A 22,677-nucleotide genomic window follows, 5' to 3' on the forward strand; every position below is an offset into this window, starting at 1 on the left:
CCTCGTACGTGCATATGGCCGTTATCCCGGTCGCACAGGTGAGTGGAGTATCCTCGTACGTGCATATACTTGCTATCCCCGTCGCGCAGGCGAGTAGAGTATCCTTGTTCGTGCCTATAGTCGATATCCCCGTCACACAGGAGAGTAGAGTCATCCTCGTAGTGCTTATGATCGCTATCCGGGTGGCGGGTGGAGTAAGTAGATAAAGCTGACGGCCTGAACAAGTGGGATATTGAGCATGAGGCACAAAAGAGAAGTGGACCGCCCTGAACGGATGGGATATTGAGCATAAGGCACAAAAGGGAATCGGACAGCACTGAACGGATGGGAAATTGAGCATAAAGGCACAAAAGAGAATTGGACCATCCTGAGCGGGTGGGATATTGAGCATAAGGCGCAAAAGAGAAGTGGACCGCCCTGAGCGGGTGGGATATTGGGCATAAGGACATAAAAGGATACGGTTGACCTGGAACTCACGGAGGCTGCTTTCGGCGAATGCGGCCTTTTTTTTGACATCGTGGCATTCACGACGTCTCGCTTGGAGCCTGGCGCTCCGGCGCAGTCATTGCCAGACAGCTACAAATGATATAACATATATGTTATATCAAACAAGTAAGGATGGATTGGAATGGGTTATGACTCTCGTTCACCATTGTATGTGCAGGTACACCGCTATATCGAGGAGCGAATTCGTCAAGGTGATTTGAAGCCGAATGACCGGATTCCGACGGAAAAGGAGCTGATGGAGCAATTCAAGGTCAGCCGGATCACGGTGGTGAATGCGCTTTCGGCCCTGGTGAAGGAAGGCTGGATATACCGTGTCCCCGGCCGAGGAAGCTTTGTCGCCAGTGAACTGCCGGCCGAGCGGAACGGAGAAGCTTCCGAACCGGCGGCCTTTGCTGTACCGGCGGCGGGTCAGCCGAACCGGACTGAGCCTGTGCCGGGCCGAACGATCGGCTTTGTGATGCCGACGTTGGAGGATTATTTCGCGATGCGTCTTATCAATGCGATTCAGGATACGCTGCGGACACATGGTTATTCGCTGGTTATCGCGTTCAGCGGCGGCTCCAAGGAACGGGAGGAGCAGCAGATCCGCGATTTTATCGCGATGGGCGTCAGAGGCCTGCTGCTGTTCCCGGCCGATGAAGAGACTTATAATGAAGAAATTCTCTCGTTGAAGGTCAACGGATTTCCGTTTGTGCTTATCGATCGGTATTTACGGGGCGTCGAGACTCATTTTGTCTGCTCGGACAATCGGGCGGGAGCCCGGATGGCGGTCGATCATCTGTGGGAGAACGGCCACCGCCATATTGCGCTCTGCACGAATGCGTATCGGGAATGCGTCAGCGTGCATGATCGGATCTCCGGATATATGAGTGCATTCGAGCAACATGGCGGCATGATCAATCCGTCGCTCATCGTCACCGGCTTCTCGCTCCCGGCCGGGGAAGATGCGGATGATTCAGAGCTGGCGCGCCATATGAAGAGCGGGATCGCGAGCGCGTATATCGCGCTGGACGGGAAGCTGGGCCTGCGGATGGTACAGATGGCGAAGCGGTTCGGCTTGCGGGTGCCTGAAGATATGTCAATCCTCACCTTCGACAATCCGGAGAATGACGAGGGCGAGGAGAGCTTTTTCACTTATATTTATCAAAATGAGATGGAAATCGGGCGGCGGGCAGCGACGATTCTAACCGAGATCATCGAGCGGCAGGAGACGGACAGCGAGTACCGCAAAGTCATTCTCGAGCCTGAGCTGATCATCGGCCGTTCGACCGGGCCCTGCCTGCATTCGAACCATACGCACGCCTAAAAAAATCGCCAATCCCGTGAACGGAGATTGGCGAAGCTTTTACCATCGTCTCAATGGCATTCAAGCCGTCTTCATATTTGCACCAAGGTCAGGACGGCGAAGAAGTGAGCCACCGATCCGGCGAGCACGAATAAATGCCAGATCATATGATGAAACGGAAATCCCCGCCACACATAAAATACGGTGCCCACGGTATAGAGCAGCCCTCCCGTGACAAGCAGGATTAATCCGGTTCCAGGCATCGCCGCTGACAACGGGTTCCAGGCCCATACGATGAGCCAGCCCATGGCGATATAGAGCAAGGTCGACATGAAAAGAAAGCGCTTCGTGAAGAAGGCCTTGAATACGATCCCGGCCACGGCGAGCGTCCAGATGACCGCGAACAGGCTCCACCCCACCATCTTCGGCAGTGCGATAAGGACAAACGGAGTATATGTTCCGGCGATAAAGACATAGATCGAGGCGTGATCGAACGTCTCGAACAGATCCTTCACCCTGCCTTCGGGGAAGCTGTGCACTAAGGTCGACGACGTATAGAGCAGCAGCATGGAAATGCCGTAAATCGTAAAGCTGACAACGTGAATCGGTTCGCCATACAATGCGGCGAAGACGATAAGCAGGGTCAAAGCGGCAACGCTGAAAATGGCGCCGATGCCGTGGGTAATGGCGTTGGCGATCTCTTCACCCCGCGTATAAGTATGGGTATTGGCCATAGCGAATCTTCCTCTCTGCCCGCTGGTATTCGATACCTTCATTGTATAAGACGATGGGGGGATCTGCAAATCCTTGCGAACGGCTTTACCTATTTTTTAACGAGCTCAAGATGAATATGTATGTTGTTACCGGAAACGAAAGGCGTTCAGGATGGAGAGCTCGCTTCCTTCATTGGAATCGGAGCGATGATCGGAATGATTAGCGTTGTGCTAATGAATCAGCGGGGGGAGGTCAATGCGAAGGAGCGTCAAGCATTGCGGAGGCAGGAATGGATGGAACGGAACCGGAACCGTGTGGAGCAAGAAGCGGCAGGAAAATAAGGAACAGCGCCCCTGCCCTTCCGGCAGGCCATCCGGCGCTGTTCGGCTTTCTTATTCGGCACAATCTGGGTGTGCGGCTTGCGTGTCCAGGTGTTGCGGACGATATCGGGGTTGATGCCGCCGGAACGCTCGATTTTGCGGCGTTGGCGTTTGGCTTTGCTCATTGGAGCAGCCTCCTTTACACTATACATAGAATAGGAAGAGCGAAAAAGATCCTCCATACATCAGAGTAGCTCAACTTGAACGGCAATTCAAGCGAAATGGCATTCAGATTCGCAAAAGGAGCGTTAAGTCATGATAATGCGTACACGGAATGGGGAACGGGTTCTTATTCAACAGCATGACCACGGATTTATTTCCGGAGAAGCGGCCAAGCATTTCGATCCTGCCCGCGTCGGGGGAACGGATCGTTGGGAGGAGGTCGTATTGGCCGCCTACGAGCATGACCGCAGTTGGATCGGACTCGATCATACACCGATATGGAACGATGCGGATGGGGAGCCATTTACTTTTATGGATTACCCGATTGTGCCGAAGCTTGCCTTTTACCGTATTGGGCTGGATGAGATTGAACAGATGAATGCGTATGCGGCACTCCTGTGCAGCCTGCATTTCGTTTCCTTCTTCCGGACGGAGGAGCAGCCCGAGATCATTCAATTTTTGCGGGATGAACGGGCGCGTCAGGCGCGGATTCGCGCGCAGTTGGGCGGTCTTGACGATCAAGCGGTCACGGAGCATTTTCGGCTGCTGCAGTTCTGCGATGATCTCTCCTTATATATCTGCCTGAATGAGCCCGGGGCAGCCAAGGAAGACGAATTTCCGTGGTACCAGGACGGATTCGAACGGACAGAGGCGTTCAATCCGGAGACGGGTCGCCAGCTTGTCGCGGAGTGGGCGAGCGAGACGGAGGTGCGGGTCACGCCGTTCCCATTCATCGCGCCGTTCACGACGAAGCTGCGTTCCAAGGTGGTGCCGGACTCGCTGGTTGAAGCGAGCGGCATCGGCAAGGCGTATCGCCAGACCGAATGGACCGAGCAAACGTTAACTTTTGTCCGGTAAGAGGAAGGCCTTTCAAGGGAATAATCGTTACTTATGAATATGGCTTAATGATGGGAAGAACCCGCTGCAATGGAAGGACAGCAGAGGGTTCTTTGTGTTCCTTATTCACTGCCTGCCACGAGGGGAGCATTCCAATGAATCTGATCGCCTCAATGTGATATAATCCACGTTCCTGTAAAATAGTAAGCCTGCCATGTTACCGGGTATTATTGGCGTTAAAATAAACAGAGCAGTTATGAATTTAGCCTGCAGCGCAACCTGACATGCCTCCGTTCATCCAACGGCTTATACTCTGACGTAAGCGCCTGGTGCGCCTTCGACCGATAGCCGTGCTTAGATCATGAATTTATTGTACAATATAGGAAACTCTACCTGACGTACGGGTATGCCTAACCTGATCGCCGGCTACTCTTGTATTCAGCCTGATGCGGTGAGCGCGTCCGAGGCTAGTGTGAAGCGTCAAGTTCTGTTTTCTATTATGACCCGACCGGTATGGTTAACGAGCTTACCGGATTTAGAGGTCATCCATTCCACGGAAAGGAAGGAGAAACACTGATGAAAAAAGAACAATTGGAGCGAATTCATACGGGAAAGGGTTTTATTGCGGCGTTGGACCAGAGCGGCGGAAGCACGCCAAAGGCGCTGCTGCAGTATGGCATTAAGGAAGACAGCTATTCCAATGACGAAGAGATGTTCGAGCTGGTTCACGCCATGAGAACGCGGATTATTAAGAGTCCGGCATTTGATTCGAAATACATTTTGGGCGCCATCCTGTTCGAGAATACGATGGATCGCAAGATTGATGATGAATTTACCGCCGATTATTTGTGGGAAAAGAAAGGCATTGTTCCTTTTTTGAAGGTCGATAAAGGACTGGCCGATCTGGAGAATGGCGTTCAGCTGATGAAGCCGATCCCGGATTTGAATGACCTGTTGAAGCGGGCGGTGGATAAGCATATATTTGGCACAAAGATGCGTTCGGTGATTAAAGAAGTCAACGCGGAAGGAATTCGTAAAGTAGTCGAGCAGCAGTTCGAAATCGGCAAACAGATTTTGTCGATGGGGCTCGTTCCGATTATTGAGCCTGAGGTTGATATTTATAGCAAGGATAAGCAGCAATCGGAACAAATCTTGAAGGATGAGCTTCTCAAGCAGTTGTCCACTCTCGATAAGGACGTACAAGTGATGCTGAAGCTGTCCATACCGAGCGAAGATAATTTTTATCGCGAGTTGATCGAGGAGCCGCATGTTCTCCGAGTTGTCGCTTTGTCGGGCGGATACGATCGAAGGGAAGCGAATGAAAAACTGGCCCGGAATCACGGCTTAATCGCCAGCTTTTCACGCGCCTTGTCGCAGGGATTGACAGCCCAGCAGACAGACGAAGAATTCAATGCAATGCTGTCCCGCTCCATTCAATCCATTTACGAAGCATCTATCAGCTGAGCCGCGGAAATTCTTTATGTTTTTTTCTCCATATTTCATGTCAAATCCGATCAGATGGGTGACCGCTCTTTCAGAGCAAGGTCGCCATTTTTTTTGAAGTTCACCGCATAGGTCCCCCTTTTTGTGTTATTTGTTCCCAAAAAAAGTTAACAATGATCTATTTTGATGCCGATACTACTATTAAGGGTGTGTTAGAAGCTTGGGTAGTTATGTAATCTATGAATTGCCAAAGGAGGATGGGCAGTGAGTATAACTATAGCGAACAATATGGAGCATTTGGCAGCAGCTATGAACATACGGCATTGGAAGCAAAGCAACGTTGTAAGCGAAGACTCCAACCCCGTTGACTTTAAGCAGCTATTGTCAAAGGTCGATTTGGAGGGAGTTAAGGATAGAATCTCTAAAAAGTACGGACTGTCCGTAGGATTCGAGTCTATCCCCAAAAATCAACAGGAGATCATCAGACGAGGGGCCAGCGGCGGATTGATGGATGTCATGATTGCGCCGAGCATTGCGGAAAAAATGAAAAGCGATCCTGCACTTCGAACGAAGGTGGAAGGTTATATCGATTATTTTTCGAATGTAGAACGACCGGGCTTTGAACGGACGGATAAGATGTATGGCATTACTACTGTTGCTTCCAGCCTGATTATTCACGAAGATGGCACACGGACAGTATGGAGCGCTTCGGTAACCTCGCCAGAAGAAGTAGAGAAAGGTAAAAAAATAGAAGCAGAGAAGCAGAAGGAGAAACAAGAGGAACAGGCGCGATTGGAATCACTCCGCACGCAAAAGGATCGGCTCTCTGCTATGTCGCAGCCTTCACAACTCGTTGTACCTCAGAGTAATCTGAAGGAGGTTCCTTATGCTGGATTAACCTCTGGTCAGGAATGGGGTCAAAAACGTTCTCCGATTCGTTCCAAAACGAATTCACTATACGAGGTTCTATAGCCTAATCAATCGAAACTATCACCTATATAGGTGAAAATCAAGGATTGTATTTTTTTCCTTAGCCTGCAGATTCGGCTGGTCGTTGCCGTATAAGAAATATGATTGGCGGCGGCAATCTGGTCAACTGACTTATTTAAAGCAAAATAGTCTATGTACAAGCGATATTCTTCTTCTTTTAACATCATAAGAATTTCTGCTTTACATTCATGAATATCCAAAAAACTTTCGAACGCCGAATCCAAGCCGCACTTGCATGGGGAAGTTAAAATGGAGAGATGCTCAGTAAGCACTTCGTTTTTTCTTCTTTTCTCGTAGCTTCGAAATGACTTTTGAACCAAATGTTTAGCTGTTAAAAAGAGCCAGCCTTTGATCGAAGGATGGCTCTTTAATTTTTCTGTCTGCCTCCCGGCAATTAAAAATGTCTCCTGAGTGCAGTCTTCTGCCATACCATAAAATTGCCGATTATTGTTCACGAGATGGACGCAGAATTCATACACATCATTGTAATAAGACTCGCAAATTTCGCCCAAAAAATCATCTGTTTTGAAATCAGAAACCAGCATCTTTTAAGCTCCTTTCAATGCTTATTGATGTTCATCAATAAATGCTAATCACAAAACAAAAATGTAATATATGAGCTTTATATAGAATATTATGGATGTTCGTTCGCCTCAGTGAAATTAGTCACAATATACCAGATCTTCCTTGAAAATAAAAAATGTGATTTATCAACAATCTGGGAATTTATATAGTAAGAGCCGCGTTAGGGAGGGATTATTTTCGTGGGGGACAAAAAAACTTTAAAAAAACTAGTATGCTTATTTCAACCGCATATAAGAGCTATCGTCATACTCGTCATATTTCTTCTCCTATCGAGTGCAGCCAATTTGCTTATGCCGTTAATGAATAAGCATATTATGGACGATGGATTTCTCAAAAATGATTTGTCTCAAGTGGCCATCTTCTCGCTATTTGCTTTTTTGCTTTTTAGTCTAGATAAGGGATTGAATCTGCTAAAGGAAGGCATTCGCGTTCATATAAGCGCAAAAATAAAGAACACACTTTATGAAACGGCATACTCGCATATTAATAGATTAAAACTGTCTTATTTTCATAGTTCAAATTACGCATCACTGTTGAATAACATCAATGTAGATATCGGAAATATGTCCAGAGTGACGGATGATTATGTGTTTTTTGTTGCTACCCAATTATTCAGCATCATCGGCGGCATTGCAGGGCTATTGATGATTGATTGGAAGTTGACGTTGATCGTACTGAGCTTTGTCCCCGTAAAATTTTTGCTGACCCATTTTTTTGCGAAGAAGAGACAAAAGTTCATGCGCGAATACTTGAAAAAAAATAATGATTTTGCTCTCTGGTTCGGTGATATGGTTGGAGGCATCAAAGAGTCCCGCCTTTTCGGAATCGTCTCTTGCAAGGAACGAGAATTCGAAAATAAAATTCAAAATGTCATTGAAATTGAAAGAAAAGCATCTATGTTGGATGCCTGGAATATAACGTCGGAATTGATGATCATGCAGCTTCTGGTTACCAGTCTCTATATTATTGGAGCCAACATGGTTTTTGATTTACGACTTACTGTCGGGGGGATCTTTGCTTTTATTACATATAGCAGTTATGTTACGAACCCCATTTCAGCAATTGTCAATCTGAGATATGTGTTGTCAGGAATTCTTCCTTCTGCACAGCGTTATTATGAATTTCTTGATTTAGAAACAGAAGAGAATGAAGCTTCTAAAGAACATAGCTTGGGGGATTATGTTTTTAAGGGAGATATTAAGTTTAGCAATGTGAGCTTCTCTTATGAGGCGGGGAATCCAATCTTGCAGAATGTTACTTTTACCATTGAGGCCGGCCAGAAAGTGGCTGTGATTGGAAAGAATGGGTCAGGCAAATCAACGCTAATTAATCTGTTGTTGCGTTTTTATGAGGTGGAGAATGGAGAGATTACAATTGATGGGATAAGAATACAAGATTTGAAATTAGAAGAATATCGCCAGCATATAAGTGTTGTAGATCAGCAATTTTATCTGTTTGACGGGAGCATTAAAGATAATTTGCAATTATATGCAGATGTGAGCGATAAGGTTCTTGTACAAGCCATCGAAGATAGCCGATTGACAGACTTCATCTCGTTGTCTTCCATGGAGTACAGGATTGGACAGAATGGGGCTTGTCTATCTGGAGGACAAAGACAAAAATTGGCGTTAGCCCGTGCGTTAGTCCATGAAAGAGAAATCATCATCTGGGATGAAGCAGCTTCTCATCTGGATGCTGAGTCGGAGTGGAACATCAATGAATTGCTGACAACCAGATTTAAAACAAAAACAGTGATTATGGTGACTCACAATCCTGAGGTATTGAAATATGCAGACCAAATTGTTGCGATAGAAAATGGAAAAGCAACCCATGTAAGATCTCGTGAGACTAGAACGGATTCTATATGAGGGATCGAGAAGCTTGTGAAAAATAAAACGAATTCATAGTGTGATATATATACATTTTTGGAATTAGTATGATTGAGAAGGAGAAATTCTTCTCACACTACATCGGAAAGGAGGGACTACCATGCGGAAGCTTGGGAAAAAGACAGACATTATGCAGGAAACTCTAGAAGCATATGCAGCATGTTCATGTACTTCCTGCGCCTGCTATAACTGTACTTGTTCACAAACCAACAGTTCTGCTCTGAATTATGCAAGATATCTGCAAACGTACAACTCGTTCTACACGATCAGTGCCCTTAGCTAATGTTTGTTCTGGCGTCTGGCAGGATATAGCCAAGGAATTGTTCCTTGGCTATATTCTTAACTTCTGCAGAGGAGGAGAGGATGTTATGCAAACAGAAGAGAAGCCGTTGATTCACTTATTTAGAACGGCAAAGCAATGTTACATGTTTGATACCAATACGAACGAAATTATAAATATCGACCCGTCAATCTATGAAATAGTAAGGAATTATACTGGGGATGAATGCCATGCAATCGACCGCCTCAAGAAAAGGGGCTATCTGACAGCGAAGCGGAAGTTTGCCATGGTTCATCCCGCAGATGAAATGCTTGAAGATACGTTGGATCGCAAGTTGTACACGATGGCTTTGCAATTAACTCAAAACTGTAATTTGCGATGCCAATACTGTGTATATTCTGGCAGCTACACCAATCGGACGCATTCGAACAAACGAATGAATAAAGAGGTTGCTTTCAAGGCAATTGATTTGCTGATTCGTCACTCGGCAGATTCCCCTACAGTCAATTTGGGGTTCTACGGCGGAGAGCCTTTGTTGGAATTCCAATTAATACGGGCGTGCATTGAATATGCCAAAGAAAAAATGTGCGGGAAAAAACTGATATTTAATATTACCACCAATGCCACTCTGTTTACCGCAGAAGTAATTGATTTTTTAAGTGAAAATGAAGTTAATATCACAATCAGTTTAGATGGACCTGAAGTTATGCACGATAAACATCGGAAGTTTGCTGTAAATGGCTGCGGTACATTTAGCAATGTTATGCAGAATATTGAAATGATCAAAGAAAAGCATCCGGAATACATTGAAAAAATTAACTTTAATACGGTTATCGACCCTCAGAACGATTACTCTTGCGTAAGTGACTTTTTTGGAAACTATGAGACGGTAAAGGACTTTATGGTGACTTCTGCCGTTATTAACGACATGTACCGGAAGGATTCCGTCTCAATCAGCCAAGATTACCAGAGCAGTGTAAATTATGAGCATTTTAAATTGTTTCTGTCGAAGTTGGGAAAGTTAGATCAACAATATGTTTCCAAGCTAGTGCAGCCGACTTATTCTCGACTGAGAGAGACGGTGCACAATCGATTAAGAATGCCGACTTCCAAATTTCTAAAGGATCATCCTTCGGGTCCATGTGTACCCGGAGCACAACGATTATTCGTTGACGTAGAAGGTAATTTATACCCTTGCGAAAGAGTAAGCGAAACATCCAGTGTAATGAGAATTGGTCATGTGGATACCGGCTTTGACATCACAAAGGTGCGCGTTATTCTAAATTTAGGCAGATTGACTGAAGAAGCATGCAGAAGCTGTTGGGCCTTCCGGATGTGCAATCAATGTGCCGCTGCAGCGGATGGCATCAATGAATTATCGGCAGAATTAAGATTAGAACTGTGCGAGAATGTAAGAAATTACGTTGACGATATGTTGAAAACCTACTGTACTTTGCGCGAAATGGGCTGTGACTTTGAGGAGCAAGCAATGCTGGAGGTGAGCATGAATGAAGAAAAGGGCAGTTGTATTTCCATATAATGAGGAATCTGGTTCCTTGCTCAGACATCATGACCTGCTTGCAGAATACGAAGTTATAGCTGCTGTCTCTCCTGTAGGAATGGGATTAACGGGCAAGGACGCCGGTAACGCCTATGGAGGGGAAGCTCTGCATCTAACCGTTTATAGTAGTATTGCTTCACTGGAATGCGATTATGACACTGTAATCATTGCCGACCCCGGCATTGAAATTGATATGAGCGAACACATCTTGTCCGAAGTCATTCCGGCCATTCAGTCTCAGAAATCCATTGTGTGCTTGTATAAATTGAACAAACAAGCTTTATATAAGTTACAAGAAATGTGCGACTCACAAGGTATACCATTGATCGCATTAATGAACGGCGCGAACCGAAAACAAACGGAACTGTCCAAATTGGCAGAGACAGATGATGAAAGATTAACCGATATTCAAACTCCCATGCTATTGGTCGCAGGATTATTTGAGAATACAAATAAATTTGATATCCAGCTTTGTCTGAGAAGATACTTCCTTCAGCAGGGGTATAACGTATCGCAAATCGGAACAAGGTCATATTGCGAATTATTTGGATTTCATTCTTTTCCAGAGGTTATGTTCAGCAACATTCCAGAATGGCAGAAAATCATATTTTTCAACCATTTGTGCAGGGGAATTGAAATGGCTGAAAAGCCAGACTTAATCATTATTGGCGTTCCGGGCGGAATCATGCCATATAATAAAGAATTAACCAATCGATTTGGAGTTCTGGCCTATGAAATCGCAAATGCCGTAACGCCAGACGGAGTCGTGATGAGTATTTTGTATGAGGATGTCAATGAGTTGTACTTGGAAAATATATGTGCCTCGGCAAAATATAAATTGGGCTTTGAAATCGACTGTTTTAATTATTCAAATCATAAACTTGATATACATTCCAGCAAAAGAGAGCAAAAAAAGAGCTTTATCACTCTGGGCACGGAACGAGTCGAACATAAGAAAAAGAGTTTAGCACATATGAATATTCCGGTTTTTAATTCCTTGAATTCGGAGGACTGCATTCATATGCCGAAGCTTTTGGAAAATAAATTGGCAGGTTATGCAGAAACATTAATAATGTAATGAAAAAGAACGGGGTGTGACCTATGATTTGTGAAGACAAGAATGATATTTCACATCAGTTAAACTCCATTTTCTTCGAAACATTCCATGTGGATCCCGATAAGATAACAACAAATTATTGGAACGATCATTTGATGGGACAACAGATCGGTCTGGCTCCACGAGACTTATTATATTTATATGTTGAGATAGAGAAGAGATTCAATATTGTTATTCCGCAAGAAGACATTGTGAAAGGACATTTCCAAAGTTTGAGTCAAATCGAACAAATCATTCGAAGACAAACAGGAAAAAATATTATGTTTCGATAATTGAGTTCAAGCGTATGGAGAGGAAGCATCGGAATGCCTCGAAATGTTCATGTGGCTATTATTGATGATGGCGTATCAGAGAAGGAACTGGGTGCCCGGCTATTGTACGATGTTGAGATAAATACCCAAAATTCAGCTCAAAAAAGAGAATCACAGGGGGAAGGGATTAGTCACGGCACATTGTGCGCGGCTATTATTCTTCACTATAATAACCATGTCAAAATCAGCAGCGTAAAGGTATTAAATGAGAATTTAAAAGGACATGCATCCCGGCTATACGTTGCCTTGAAATGGTGTCTGGATCATGAAGTGGAGGTAGCCAGCATCAGCTTAGGGAGTACACTTCTTCGTGAAAAAAGTCAGATGCAAAAGGTCATCAATCATGTCGTTCAGGATGGACTTATCGTCGTATGCGCCCCACATAATGATGGATATATCACTTACCCGGCTTCCTTCTCGAATGTTCTTAGCGTAAGATGCGACCGCGGCAATTCATTATCCCGCGGGGAGTATGTTTTAAACCCGCATTTTGTTGATGGGATAGACTGCACAGCTTTTGCACGACATGAACTTAACTTTGTTATGAGTGGCGCAATAACATGCTCTAATAGCAACAGCTATGCCGCGCCTATGATTACTGCTCATGTTTCTCGAATTCTCGAAAACATAACTTCTCCGTCGATAGATATGGTAAAGGGAGAATTGATGAAATATGCCAAAAATAAAAATACGGTTCTAAGTATGACTCCAAGTAACGGAAACCCTGACTGGATAACAGGGGCTATTATTTTTACGGCAAGAAAAAAATTTTTGAGCAAAGCTGCTTATTACTTTTTGTGTGTTAAAGAGACGACTGTATCTAACCATACAAATGTAATAAAGCAAATTGAAAAACAATTACAAGCTTCAAAAAAAGGATGGAATACGATAATCATCGACGACTTGCGCCTGGATGAGGAAACCATTCATCAGTTAAATCGATTAGCTGCGCTTCATCATAAGAGTCTTGTATATATCGGTGAGTCACAAGTCGAATTACCGAGCAGTCCACAGGATAAGCCCTTAAAAATATGGCATTGGAGTTGTAAGCGCCGGATTATAGAGCGGGCTCATTATACTCGTTCCCCAATCGATGCGCCAACGGTTCTCATTTTTATTCCAGATGATTTGGATATATTATATATCCTACATATTGTAAAACTTACTTTTATGGAAGATGGTTATAATTGTATTGCTATTACGGAGCAACCTGAGGCGGTCCTATACAATCTTGAATATATTCCACATTGGTGCATGAAGATAAGACCTATAGAGACAGCAAGCTATCTCCGTTCATATATAAAAAAATCAAATGCAGATATATGCATCGGCGCATTTAGGTGGGGGTGCCAAAAAGAGATCCGGGAGATAGGGGGGATGCTGGAGCAAGATATGGTGATAGACGTATTAAACAATAATGGGGCGGTGGAAATAACGGTGCATATCGCGGGACAAGCATCGACAGCGCCCATAATATCGAAGCGGACAGATGATAGTGTCGCAAAAACAATGGTCCAATATTTGAAGGCGGCGCTTGTCTAAGTGTTGGACGGTAAGTATAGAGTGTTAACTATTGGACCTTATTCATCTAACTACGTTTATTATGAAGGCGGGGAAGGACTCATGTCAGAACGTTTTTGGAAAAAGCTTATGAAAAAGGGGTTCTCGGTTGAATTAGATCAACTCCCAAAAGATAAGCAAGCGTTTTTAGATGAAATTGAGCGCTATTGCATCAAAGAAAAGGTGACCTACGAATTTATCGAACGTGATAGGCCCGCAATGATTTCAATAGATCATGTCGTGTATCAATGTCAGGTTGAAAACGCAGGGCGCCCCGGTTTTGTGCTCCATTTCAAAGAAGTTTAACATAAGACGCAGCCCGCTATGGCTGCGTTTTTTTTGTGCCTGAGAGGCTGCGATCGCTGCTCAAAAAGACGCGCCGGCGCTAGTGTCTTTGTTCTCCTCTGCTGTGAATATCCTTGTGGCGTTGAAAATGCTTCAGGATGAATTGACAGCGAATCCGAATCACCGGTCCCCGAGGAAGTGGCGAAGCGCAAAGAGATTTTGCAATCGATTGAAGCCTTCGGTATGAACACGATGCGGTCATCATCCGAGAAAAATGCGCTGCTCCAGGTGTCGATCGGAAGGCTGTCCAAGACCGGCGATGAAGGCGGGGACGTGGCCAAGGGGCTGGCCGAGCTTCACACGCAGCTGAGAGATTTGGACCCGAGCGTGGTCGATTTCGCGAAGACCGGGTTCCTGGGCAAATTGTTCAATCCGCTGCGAGCTTATTTCCTCAAGTACCAAAAAGCCGATTCTATCATCACTGACATCGTCGTCTCCTTGGAGAAGGGCAAGACGATTTTCAAAAACGATAACACGACGCTGGAGATTGAGCAGCAGACGCTTCGGGATCTGACTAAAAAGCTCCAGAAGGAAATACAACTGGGGACAATGATGGATGAATCGATCGAAGCCCAAATCGAGTTGGCGAAGCTGCGCAATGAAGACCCGGACAAAATCCGGTTTATTACCGAGGAAGTGCTGTTCCCGCTGCGTCAGCGGGTGATGGATCTGCAGCAGATGCTGGTCGTCAACCAGCAGGGGATTATGGCAATCGTGGTCGTCGTCCGGAATAATAAAGAATTGATTCGCGGCGTAGACAGGGAAAAAAACGTGACGATATCGGCGCTGAAAATCTCTGTAACCGTCGCGAGCGCGCTTTACAATCAAAAGATCGTATTGAAAAAAATCGAGCTGTTAGATGACGGCGCGAAGCAGATTCAACGGCAAAGAGGACATAAGTTGGGGTTGTAGGTTGAACCAACATCGACCGGTTATTGAAGTTCACGACAATTCGTGGATTTTTTTGGACTTTTTTATGTGTCAATTATGAAAACAATTTCAAAATGACGTCATAAATAATTAGATATCGCTAATACGCTTTTATATATTGCGTATTATTTAGTTATATTATACATTAATTCGTAAGGATAAAATATACATCTTCTTTTTGGGGGAGTCGAGATGAATCAAGAACTCGGTAGTAGTGGAATGGGGAGGATAACCGTGATCACGCAAAACAATGAAAAAACTCAATTAGCTAGTTTTCATGTGGATGAATCTTGCCGAAATATGGCGGTTGCCAAGCTGGTGGAGTCCGCTCTCCTGAACGGAGAAGGACATCTCACCTCGACAGGCGCGCTGCAAGTGACGACAGGCAAATATACGGGACGTTCCCCGAAGGATAAGTTCATCGTCAGGGATCCGAGCGCAGCAGACCATATTGCTTGGGGAGAAGTGAATCAGGCTCTTACTCCCGAACAGTTCGACTCGCTGTATAACAAGACGATCCATTATATGAGGAGCCGCAAGCTCTTTGTCTTCGATGGCTATGCAGGGGCAGATCGGGCCTATCGGCTCCCTGTCCGCTTTATTAATGAATATGCGTGGCAAAATCTATTCGTTCACCAGTTGTTCATCCGCCCAGCGGCAGATGAATTGCAGTCCCATGAACCTGAATTTACCGTGATTGCGATGCCTGGGATGAAGGCGGATCCGGCTGTGGACGGGACGAATTCCGAGACCTTCATTGCCATTTCCTTCGAAAGAAAGACCGTCCTGATCGGCGGAACCCACTATGCGGGGGAGATGAAGAAATCGATATTCAGCGTGCTGAACTATTTGCTTCCTTTCCGCGGTGTCATGCCGATGCACTGTTCGGCGAATGTAGGGGAGGCTGGAGATACGGCGTTGTTCTTCGGATTATCGGGGACAGGCAAGACGACGCTGTCGGCCGACCCGGAACGCCGCTTAATCGGCGATGATGAGCATGGCTGGTCCGATGCGGGCGTATTCAACTTCGAAGGCGGCTGTTATGCCAAATGCATTGGGCTGTCGCAGGAGAAGGAGCCGCAAATCTGGAATGCGATCCGATTCGGATCCGTTCTCGAAAACGTGTGGATTAAAGCCGGAACCGGCGAGGCGGACTACCATAATAATGCACTGACGGAGAACACGCGGGCCGCTTATCCGATTGATTATATTCAAGGCTCGATCATACCCGGAACCGCCGGCCATCCGAACGTCATTATCTTTTTAACCGCAGATGCCTTTGGCGTGCTCCCTCCGGTGTCCAAGCTGACGAAGGAGCAGGCGATGTATCACTTTCTGTCCGGCTATACGTCCAAGCTGGCGGGTACGGAACGCGGCGTCGCCGCACCGGAAGCGACCTTCTCGACATGCTTTGGAGGCCCCTTCCTTCCGTTGAGACCGAATGTGTACGCCGAAATGCTCGGCGATAAAATCACGCAGCACGGTGTAAAGGTTTATTTGGTCAATACCGGATGGAGCGGCGGTCCTTACGGAATTGGCGAGCGGATGAATCTGTCGTATACAAGAGCGATGGTCAAGGCGATTATGAATGGAAGTATCGAGAAGGCATCCTATACTCCTCATCCTGTATTCGGCATGCTTATCCCTGATGCGGTGCCGTTCGTTCCCCATGAACTGCTCGATCCGAGGAACGTATGGGCAGATAAAGCGGGCTATGATCGTAAGGCGAGGCAGTTGGCGCAGCTCTTTGCTCTAAATTTCGAAAAATTCAGCGGTGTAGCGGATACTATCAAGCTTGCCGGCCCGCGGCTGTAGCTGCTGTGAGAAGGGGCTGTCTCCGGCGTCATGAACTGACGCAGAGACAGCCCCGACTTATATCTATGCAAAGAGACTCAGGCGGCGAGTATATGTCATAGGGAACAGGGCGGCGACATATCTTGAAAATGATGTTTTAGTCGGGAAAACGTTGAATTTGACGGCTTGAACAGCTGAATTACGGTGTAACCGCCGAGGAAGGAGGTTGTCAAGATGTCTTGTCAGGAAGAAGGTGTGCTCGCCGTCGGTTCCCGTCCATTTCTGCACTCCCTTGTTGAAGCATGGTATGAATCCGGATTATCCAAGCTCACGGTATTCGTAACGAGCCCGGAGCCTGCAGACACGACTGAACTCGTGAAGCTGCGGGAATATGCGCTTCGCAGCGGCCCGGAAGCTTCGCTGCATATTTTGACCGCGGCACAAGACGAGGATCTGAAGTGGAGGACGATCATTCAGCCGTTTTCATTTATTTTGTATGTGTCGCAGCATGGCAATATGGAGGAGCTTCGGAAGCTTCAGCATGCTTGTATAGCTGAGCGTAAACCGATGCTTCCTGCCGTAGCCTTACAAGGAAGGGGGATGGCAGGCCCGCTCCTTCATCCCGACGGGGACGGGCGGTGGGAGTCGGCATGGCGGGGTCTCCATCAGTCCGTGTTCCCCGAGGTGCGGGAGCTGCACAGGTTCTCCGCTGCGGCTGCAGCCGTGTTATCGAATCTTATCGTGCATGAATGGCAGAAAGCGGTGGCAGAAGAGAAAGAAACGGACTGCATGAATCAATGTTATATCCTTGACCCGAACACGTTAACCGGAATCTGGCATCCAATCCGCCCGCATCCTCTTGTCTCCGGGGTGGAGACGGCCCGTCTGGTGGAAAATATCGAGCTTAACCTGGAAACAAGTCATGAACCTGTGGAACCGGAGGAATGGTTCTCTTGTTTCAACCGTTTGACTTCCGCGGCAACAGGCATTTTACATGCATGGGAGGAGGCGGATTTAATCCAGCTCCCGCTTGCGCAATGTCTTGCTCAACCGGTCGACCCGGTGTCGGAAGGGCCTGCCCAGCTTTTGCCGGCGATCATCCGCAGCGGACTGACGCATGAAGAGGCGCGGCGGGAGGCGGGACTGTCGGGACTGGAAGCCTATGCCGCCCGTCTGATGCCGCTGCTGTATCCTGGCTTGGCCTCCTCTCAGCAGGAGGACATCGGCATCGGGGCAGGCTGCTCCATCGCGGAAGCGGTTGAACGGGGAGTCAGAGCGTGTCTAACCACAGCATGGGGCAAGCGGATGCGAATGCTTCCGGATAAGCTGGCTGTGACACACATCGCATACGGGCAGATCGAAGATGTGCGATGCCGATATTATTTGCAAGCGCTGCGCATTGCAGAGGGGGAACCTCAGCTTGCCGTAGGCGAGCCGCTGCTCGGCTGTCCGGTCGTGTGGGTCCATTCCGGTTCCTCGTGGTATGGCAGCGTAGACCTTGACCTCACCCTTGCTCTTCGCCAATCGTTGCAGAAGGCGTTGACGAAGACGGAGGGCGTGGCCTCTTCTTCTGTCATATGGAAGGAGGATAAGGCGCGAGACATCGCAGTATCCAATAGCGATCCGCTCAAACATGAGTCATCGATGTTAGCGGCCATTCAGAGATTGAAGCAGCGCCATCAACGCCTTGAGGTGTTCGATATGCGGAGCGAATCTTTTCTGGGAACGGGACCGTTCGTGATATATGGAGTGCGACTCGGAGAGGAGGATTCCCCTTGAGTACAGTCGTTATCATTGGGGAGGGGATGCTTGCGGACATGGTGTGCCGACGGTTGTCCAGCTTCTCCGTAGCCCGCAGATCGGATTTCAGTGAAAGTATTCCAGACGGCGCAGAGATGGTGTTGGTGCTTCAGGAACAGGATAACTCCGACTTGCATCTTGAAGCGGATGCGGCGCTGCGGCCGCTCGGCATTCCTTGGTTATGCGCTTATGTATTTTTGGGAGAAGGGGTGGTCGGGCCGCTCATGCGCCCGGGAACGACCGGATGCTTCCAATGTGCAGAAACGCGGCTCTCATTGGCGGGAAGCAACCGCAAAGAGGTAGAGGAGATGCTGATGAAGCTGGTCACGCCGGATTATGTTCCTGATTTTGCGGCAGAGATATCCCCGGCGGGATTTCGGTATATGGCGCATATCATCGCGGAGGACACGGAGAATGTGCTGCGGGGCGGCAAAGCGAATGCGGAAGGACACATCTATATAATCAACTTCAGCAATTTGAGCGGCACCCTCCATTATGTGCTGCCCAATGGGACTTGTCCGGTCTGCGGCTGCTTGCCGGATGATTCGCCGGAAGCGGCAGAAATAACGCTAAAGCCGTCCCCTAAGCTTCAAAACAGCTACCGCTGCCGATCGATGAGCGAGTTGCGGGAGATCTTGTTCCAGGATTATTGGGACAGCCGCATCGGAATCTTGAATGACAAGAAGTTCGATCTCGTATCTGCCTTTGCCGGGGCGGCCGTCAATCTTCCACTAGGCTATTATGATGAGGTGACGGGAGGACGCTCGCATTCGTATGCGGATAGCCAGCTTGCCGCCATACTGGAGGGGTTGGAGCGGTTTTGCGGCACGACGCCTCGCGGCAAGCGAACGGTTGTGTTCGACAGCTATTCCCAGCTTAAGGATACGGCGATGGATCCGTCCAAGGCAGGGTTTCATGCGAGGGATCAATTCGAGCTTCCGGAATTTTCGTTCACGCCGTTCGATCCTGAGGCTCCGATGGAGTGGGTGTGGGGATATTCGTTCTTGCAGGAACGTCCCATCCTCGTTCCCCATCTGTTAGCCTATTACAGCTTGGGCTACGGCAGGGGCTTTGTCTATGAGACCTCCAACGGGTGCGCGGTAGGAGGAAGCCTGGAAGAGGCGATTTTGTATGGGATTTTCGAGGTGGTCGAGCGAGATTCCTTCCTGATGACCTGGTATGCAAGGCTGCCTGTTCCGCGGCTCGATCCTGACTCGTCGGGAGACCGGGAACTATCGCTGATGCTTCATCGTTTGCGGGCGGTCACGGGATATGAGGTGTTGTTATACAATACGACGATGGAGAACGGTATTCCGAGCATATGGGCGATAGCGAAGGGAGGAACGGAGCATCAAGTGAACCTGGTCTGTGCCGCAGGAGCTCATCTCGACCCGGTTCGGGCGGCCAAGGGCGCCATACATGAGCTCTCCGGCATCATCTCGATGACGGAAGATCGATGGAGAAGGCGCAAGTCGGATGCAGAATCCATGTTCGAGGATTCCTTCCAGGTGCAGCAAATGGAGGATCACGCTCTGCTGTACAGCCTGCCGCAAGCGGAGGAAAGACTCCGATTTTTGCTGGACGAACGGCGCCCTGTCCGAACCTTCACTGAGGAGTTCCCCTCCGTACCAACGCATACCGATTTGACGGATGATTTACAACAGGTTCTTCAGGTGTTCCGCAGCCTTCAGTTGGATGTAATTGTCGTCGATCAGTCGTCAAGCGAGACGCTCCGCAACGGGCTGCGCTGCGTGAAAGTGCTGATTCCGGGGATGCTCCCGATGACGTTCGGACATCATCTGCGCCGGTTGGAGGGCCTTGACAGGGTCCTGGAAGTGCCGATGAAGCTTGGGTATGCCGATCGCCGGCTGACGCCGCAGGAGCTTAATCCTTATCCGCATCCGTTCCCGTAAGCGATGGTGGAAGCCACACCGGATAGCTGGCAATGTGAGCCGCTTATTATTTCTAGTGCCTGTTTACTAAGTATTAATTCTGTGACACACACTCTCTTGACTCTTCCGTTGACAAGCGATTGAGCTATGGACAACGGTGGGATGCCGCTTCCCTGACCGCGGGCAGGGAGGCGCTCACTTCCATAACGATCGGAACATGCCAGCGATGGCATGTTTTTGGTCTGTGGCGAGCCGTAACCTATCGTACACTTCGTTGACGGTTCCGCGGGACAAGCTATACAAGGCTGCCATTTCCCGGCTTGACGGCAGTCTCATGTCTATCACGAGCACGCCCGAGGCAGTACAGTCGCGAATGGCATAATAGAGCGCGAGGCGCTTGGAAGGATACTTTTGGGTGGAGATATGGTAAGGTATATGAAATTGCATGTTGGGATCCTAAATAAAGAGATGTCAGGGCGAAGCCGGAGGGAGAAGAGCGTATGCGCAGACAAGAATTTGAAATGATGGATAGGGAGGAGACGGAACAATTTTTACAGGAGATGAGCTTCGGCATACTGGGAACGATCCATCCGGATGGCTGGCCGGAGCTTACTCCGCTTAATTTTGTTTATCATAAGGAGTGCTTGTATTTCCATGGCAGCGTGGCCGGACAAAAAATGAAAAATATAAAAGCCGACCAGAGAGTGACGTTCGCCGTAGCCAAAGAATACGCCATCGTCCCGTCCTATTTTACGGATCCGGAGCTGGCCTGCCCGGCGACCGCTTTTTTTAAGTCCGTGCTTATTAAGGGGCATGCGGAAATTTTGACAGATCTTACCGAAAAAGCGGAGGCGCTATCGGCATTTATGCGCAAGCTTCAGCCGGAAGGGGGCTATGCGCCGATCGATCCGGAGGACCCGGCTTATACCGGGCGGATCAAAAGCACCTCCGTTGTCCGGATCACGGTTCATGAGCTGTCAGCGAAATATAAATTCGGCCAAAACATGAAACCGTCCGCTTACGAAAAAGTCACCGCCGGCTTGAATCCGCTTCGGACGGATTATTCTTGCCGGGTACGTGTGTTGGTTGCACGCTTATCCGTATGCGAATCCGAAGCAGAACGTAGAGCAAATCTTAATTATCCCGTCCGTCGAACCAGAAAGAGATTCAATCTGTTACAATAGGAGTATTGTTAAAGTTATACAGGGAGTGGGATACATACTCAATGACGAATTCAATCCGAAGTTTTCGATTTAACATGGTTTTATTTTTTGGGTTGAGCATGCTTTTATCCGGCGCGCTTTCCTTTATGCTCTATAAAATCCTCCAACTCTATTATCTTTCGGTCAAATCTGAATATCCGCGATTGACCCGAATTCGCTACTCCATGAGAGAGATTGGGGATTTGAACTGCTTTCTGCTTGTTTTTATTCCGCTCTCGTTTTTGTTGTTCTTACTCCTGACCCGACGCTATGCAGCAAGCTTTGGAAAGGGGAGATTTCGCGGAAAACAGCAAGGAGCAAGCGGTTTTGAATTTGATCAATGATTTGCGTATGCCGCTGACCTCTGCGATGAGCCATTTGGACTTGATTCTTCAGGATGAACAGATGTCTGGCACACAAATGAGACATTATGCGAGCAATGCGATGACGAAGTCTCAACGGCTGGACAAGCTCATTGATGAATTAGACGAAATTATGAGATTGACTTACGGCAAGGTTATAATCGACGAAAAAACAGTCGATCTGAGCGAGCTTCTCATCCGGTCGAATGAGCAATTATCACCCTCGTTCGAGAAAAACCGGCTCAAAATGCGCATGAATGTGACTCCGCATGTCATGGTGCAGGGGGATGGAGAACTGTTGGCGCGCGTAGTTGAAAACGTGCTGACGAATGCCGCCCGCTATGGCAAAAAGGGCGTGTTCATCGATATTCATTGCGGTATTGATGCAAGCGATGCTGTCGTTCAAGTGGTTACTTATGGAGACGGCATTCCCCCGGAGGAGCTGCCGCATATTTTCGATATCTCTTACAACCACGATAAAGCGCAACCGGATTCGGAGGAGGATACCGGTCTGAGCTTGTACTTTGCTAAAAATATTGTGACGCAGCATCAAGGCACTATTGCAGCGCAAAGCAATGTCATTCGTACGCTTATTGAAGTCCGTCTTCCACTGAAAGACGCGCCTAAGGGTCCTCATTAATGTTCCTTTTAACAAGACGTTCTGCAAGCTGCCCATATAAGCCCTCGCAGGTGGGTTCCGGGTTGCGGCTTGACAAGAACGCCGCTCCTTC

At 47.7% G+C, this 22,677-nt stretch carries 19 protein-coding genes and 2 pseudogenes; 17 read left to right on the top strand and 4 right to left on the bottom strand.

Going from position 1 to position 22,677, the window contains the following annotated elements; translation table 11 throughout:
• The first annotated feature begins 628 nt into the window (after positions 1–628).
• On the top strand, positions 629–1,813 hold the full coding sequence (locus tag DQX05_RS27375) for a GntR family transcriptional regulator (RefSeq protein ID WP_119796450.1): 1,185 nt from the start codon (positions 629–631) through the stop codon (positions 1,811–1,813).
• 71 nt (positions 1,814–1,884) lie between these two features.
• Here DQX05_RS27375 and trhA read toward each other — a convergent pair whose 3' ends face one another.
• Positions 1,885–2,526 (bottom strand): PAQR family membrane homeostasis protein TrhA, encoded by a 642-nt coding sequence (gene trhA / locus DQX05_RS27380; protein ID WP_119796451.1) that lies wholly within the window; start codon positions 2,524–2,526, stop codon positions 1,885–1,887.
• Positions 2,527–2,774: 248 nt separating this feature from the next.
• Positions 2,775–3,011 carry a hypothetical protein gene (locus DQX05_RS27385; RefSeq protein WP_119796452.1) on the bottom strand — a complete coding sequence of 79 codons (237 nt, stop codon included), beginning with the start codon at positions 3,009–3,011 and terminating at the stop codon, positions 2,775–2,777.
• Between the two features lie 130 nt (positions 3,012–3,141).
• Here DQX05_RS27385 and DQX05_RS27390 point away from each other — a divergent pair, with 130 nt between their 5' ends.
• The 3 genes from DQX05_RS27390 to DQX05_RS27400 all read left to right on the top strand — a co-directional run bounded on the left by DQX05_RS27390 (position 3,142) and on the right by DQX05_RS27400 (position 6,300).
• Entirely contained in the window at positions 3,142–3,906 is a 765-nt protein-coding gene (locus tag DQX05_RS27390; protein ID WP_119796453.1) for a DUF3891 family protein, read from the top strand.
• Between the two features lie 555 nt (positions 3,907–4,461).
• Complete coding sequence (locus DQX05_RS27395; RefSeq protein WP_119796454.1) at positions 4,462–5,349, top strand: fructose bisphosphate aldolase; 888 nt, start codon at positions 4,462–4,464, stop codon at positions 5,347–5,349.
• A gap of 243 nt (positions 5,350–5,592) precedes the next feature.
• Positions 5,593–6,300 carry a DUF6033 family protein gene (locus DQX05_RS27400; protein ID WP_119796455.1) on the top strand — a complete coding sequence of 236 codons (708 nt, stop codon included), beginning with the start codon at positions 5,593–5,595 and terminating at the stop codon, positions 6,298–6,300.
• 5 nt (positions 6,301–6,305) lie between these two features.
• Here the strand turns inward: DQX05_RS27400 and DQX05_RS27405 are convergent, their stop codons facing one another.
• Positions 6,306–6,863, bottom strand: a complete 558-nt coding sequence (locus DQX05_RS27405; RefSeq protein WP_119796456.1) for an RNA polymerase sigma factor — start codon at positions 6,861–6,863, stop codon at positions 6,306–6,308.
• A 219-nt stretch (positions 6,864–7,082) separates the two neighbouring features.
• Between DQX05_RS27405 and DQX05_RS27410 the strand changes: the two genes are divergently transcribed.
• The 11 genes and pseudogenes from DQX05_RS27410 (at position 7,083) to DQX05_RS27460 (ending at position 20,403) form a co-directional block, all read left to right on the top strand.
• The gene (locus DQX05_RS27410) at positions 7,083–8,771 is read left to right on the top strand and encodes an ABC transporter ATP-binding protein (RefSeq protein ID WP_119796457.1); all 1,689 of its coding nucleotides are present in this window, start codon (positions 7,083–7,085) and stop codon (positions 8,769–8,771) included.
• Positions 8,772–8,892: 121 nt separating this feature from the next.
• Positions 8,893–9,075, top strand: coding sequence for a CLI_3235 family bacteriocin precursor (locus DQX05_RS33340; RefSeq protein ID WP_119796458.1), 183 nt, complete (start codon positions 8,893–8,895; stop codon positions 9,073–9,075).
• An 85-nt stretch (positions 9,076–9,160) separates the two neighbouring features.
• The gene (gene ccpM, locus DQX05_RS27420; RefSeq protein ID WP_119796459.1) at positions 9,161–10,612 is read left to right on the top strand and encodes a Cys-rich peptide radical SAM maturase CcpM; all 1,452 of its coding nucleotides are present in this window, start codon (positions 9,161–9,163) and stop codon (positions 10,610–10,612) included.
• Positions 10,581–11,711: a TIGR04066 family peptide maturation system protein gene (locus DQX05_RS27425; RefSeq protein ID WP_119796460.1), complete on the top strand. Its 1,131-nt coding sequence runs from the start codon at positions 10,581–10,583 to the stop codon at positions 11,709–11,711. The genes ccpM and DQX05_RS27425 overlap by 32 nt, the downstream gene beginning before the upstream one ends.
• Before the next feature lie 23 nt (positions 11,712–11,734).
• Positions 11,735–12,022, top strand: coding sequence for a peptide maturation system acyl carrier-related protein (locus DQX05_RS27430; RefSeq protein ID WP_119796461.1), 288 nt, complete (start codon positions 11,735–11,737; stop codon positions 12,020–12,022).
• Between the two features lie 33 nt (positions 12,023–12,055).
• Positions 12,056–13,603 (top strand): S8 family serine peptidase, encoded by a 1,548-nt coding sequence (locus DQX05_RS27435; RefSeq protein ID WP_119796462.1) that lies wholly within the window; start codon positions 12,056–12,058, stop codon positions 13,601–13,603.
• Positions 13,604–13,927: a DUF4318 domain-containing protein gene (locus DQX05_RS27440; RefSeq protein ID WP_259392265.1), complete on the top strand. Its 324-nt coding sequence runs from the start codon at positions 13,604–13,606 to the stop codon at positions 13,925–13,927.
• Between the two features lie 183 nt (positions 13,928–14,110).
• Positions 14,111–14,830, top strand: a pseudogene (locus DQX05_RS27445) (toxic anion resistance protein); the annotation flags it as partial.
• A 285-nt stretch (positions 14,831–15,115) separates the two neighbouring features.
• Entirely contained in the window at positions 15,116–16,711 is a 1,596-nt protein-coding gene (pckA, locus tag DQX05_RS27450) for a phosphoenolpyruvate carboxykinase (ATP) (protein ID WP_397336174.1), read from the top strand.
• A 213-nt stretch (positions 16,712–16,924) separates the two neighbouring features.
• Positions 16,925–18,469, top strand: a complete 1,545-nt coding sequence (locus tag DQX05_RS27455; protein ID WP_119796464.1) for a hypothetical protein — start codon at positions 16,925–16,927, stop codon at positions 18,467–18,469.
• Positions 18,466–20,403: a TOMM precursor leader peptide-binding protein gene (locus DQX05_RS27460; protein WP_182914934.1), complete on the top strand. Its 1,938-nt coding sequence runs from the start codon at positions 18,466–18,468 to the stop codon at positions 20,401–20,403. Before DQX05_RS27455 ends, DQX05_RS27460 begins: the two co-directional genes overlap by 4 nt.
• Before the next feature lie 174 nt (positions 20,404–20,577).
• Here DQX05_RS27460 and DQX05_RS27465 read toward each other — a convergent pair whose 3' ends face one another.
• Positions 20,578–20,829 (bottom strand): GntR family transcriptional regulator, encoded by a 252-nt coding sequence (locus tag DQX05_RS27465; RefSeq protein WP_259392266.1) that lies wholly within the window; start codon positions 20,827–20,829, stop codon positions 20,578–20,580.
• A gap of 53 nt (positions 20,830–20,882) precedes the next feature.
• On the opposite strand from DQX05_RS27465, the gene DQX05_RS27470 reads away from it, so the two are divergent.
• Both DQX05_RS27470 and DQX05_RS27475 read left to right on the top strand, forming a co-directional pair.
• Complete coding sequence (locus DQX05_RS27470; RefSeq protein ID WP_259392267.1) at positions 20,883–21,566, top strand: pyridoxamine 5'-phosphate oxidase family protein; 684 nt, start codon at positions 20,883–20,885, stop codon at positions 21,564–21,566.
• 41 nt (positions 21,567–21,607) lie between these two features.
• Positions 21,608–22,586: pseudogene (locus DQX05_RS27475) on the top strand (sensor histidine kinase).
• Positions 22,587–22,677: the final 91 nt, after the last annotated feature.

Source organism: Paenibacillus thiaminolyticus (assembly GCF_003591545.1).
In the GTDB taxonomy this organism is placed as follows: domain Bacteria; phylum Bacillota; class Bacilli; order Paenibacillales; family Paenibacillaceae; genus Paenibacillus_B; species Paenibacillus_B thiaminolyticus_A.

Bases quoted from the DNA above. Each gene is read 5' to 3' on its own strand.
- DQX05_RS27390 (WP_119796453.1), top strand. From the start codon at position 3,142: ATGATAATGCGTACACGGAATGGGGAACGGGTTCTTATTCAACAGCAT.
- DQX05_RS33340 (WP_119796458.1), top strand. From the start codon at position 8,893: ATGCGGAAGCTTGGGAAAAAGACAGACATTATGCAGGAAACTCTAGAA.
- DQX05_RS27470 (WP_259392267.1), top strand. From the start codon at position 20,883: ATGCGCAGACAAGAATTTGAAATGATGGATAGGGAGGAGACGGAACAA.
- ccpM (WP_119796459.1), top strand. From the start codon at position 9,161: ATGCAAACAGAAGAGAAGCCGTTGATTCACTTATTTAGAACGGCAAAG.
- DQX05_RS27375 (WP_119796450.1), top strand. From the start codon at position 629: ATGGGTTATGACTCTCGTTCACCATTGTATGTGCAGGTACACCGCTAT.
- trhA (WP_119796451.1), bottom strand. From the start codon at position 2,526: ATGGCCAATACCCATACTTATACGCGGGGTGAAGAGATCGCCAACGCC.
- DQX05_RS27430 (WP_119796461.1), top strand. From the start codon at position 11,735: ATGATTTGTGAAGACAAGAATGATATTTCACATCAGTTAAACTCCATT.
- DQX05_RS27405 (WP_119796456.1), bottom strand. From the start codon at position 6,863: ATGCTGGTTTCTGATTTCAAAACAGATGATTTTTTGGGCGAAATTTGC.
- DQX05_RS27425 (WP_119796460.1), top strand. From the start codon at position 10,581: ATGAAGAAAAGGGCAGTTGTATTTCCATATAATGAGGAATCTGGTTCC.
- DQX05_RS27385 (WP_119796452.1), bottom strand. From the start codon at position 3,011: ATGAGCAAAGCCAAACGCCAACGCCGCAAAATCGAGCGTTCCGGCGGC.
- DQX05_RS27395 (WP_119796454.1), top strand. From the start codon at position 4,462: ATGAAAAAAGAACAATTGGAGCGAATTCATACGGGAAAGGGTTTTATT.
- DQX05_RS27435 (WP_119796462.1), top strand. From the start codon at position 12,056: ATGCCTCGAAATGTTCATGTGGCTATTATTGATGATGGCGTATCAGAG.
- pckA (WP_397336174.1), top strand. From the start codon at position 15,116: ATGGGGAGGATAACCGTGATCACGCAAAACAATGAAAAAACTCAATTA.
- DQX05_RS27455 (WP_119796464.1), top strand. From the start codon at position 16,925: ATGTCTTGTCAGGAAGAAGGTGTGCTCGCCGTCGGTTCCCGTCCATTT.
- DQX05_RS27465 (WP_259392266.1), bottom strand. From the start codon at position 20,829: ATGCAATTTCATATACCTTACCATATCTCCACCCAAAAGTATCCTTCC.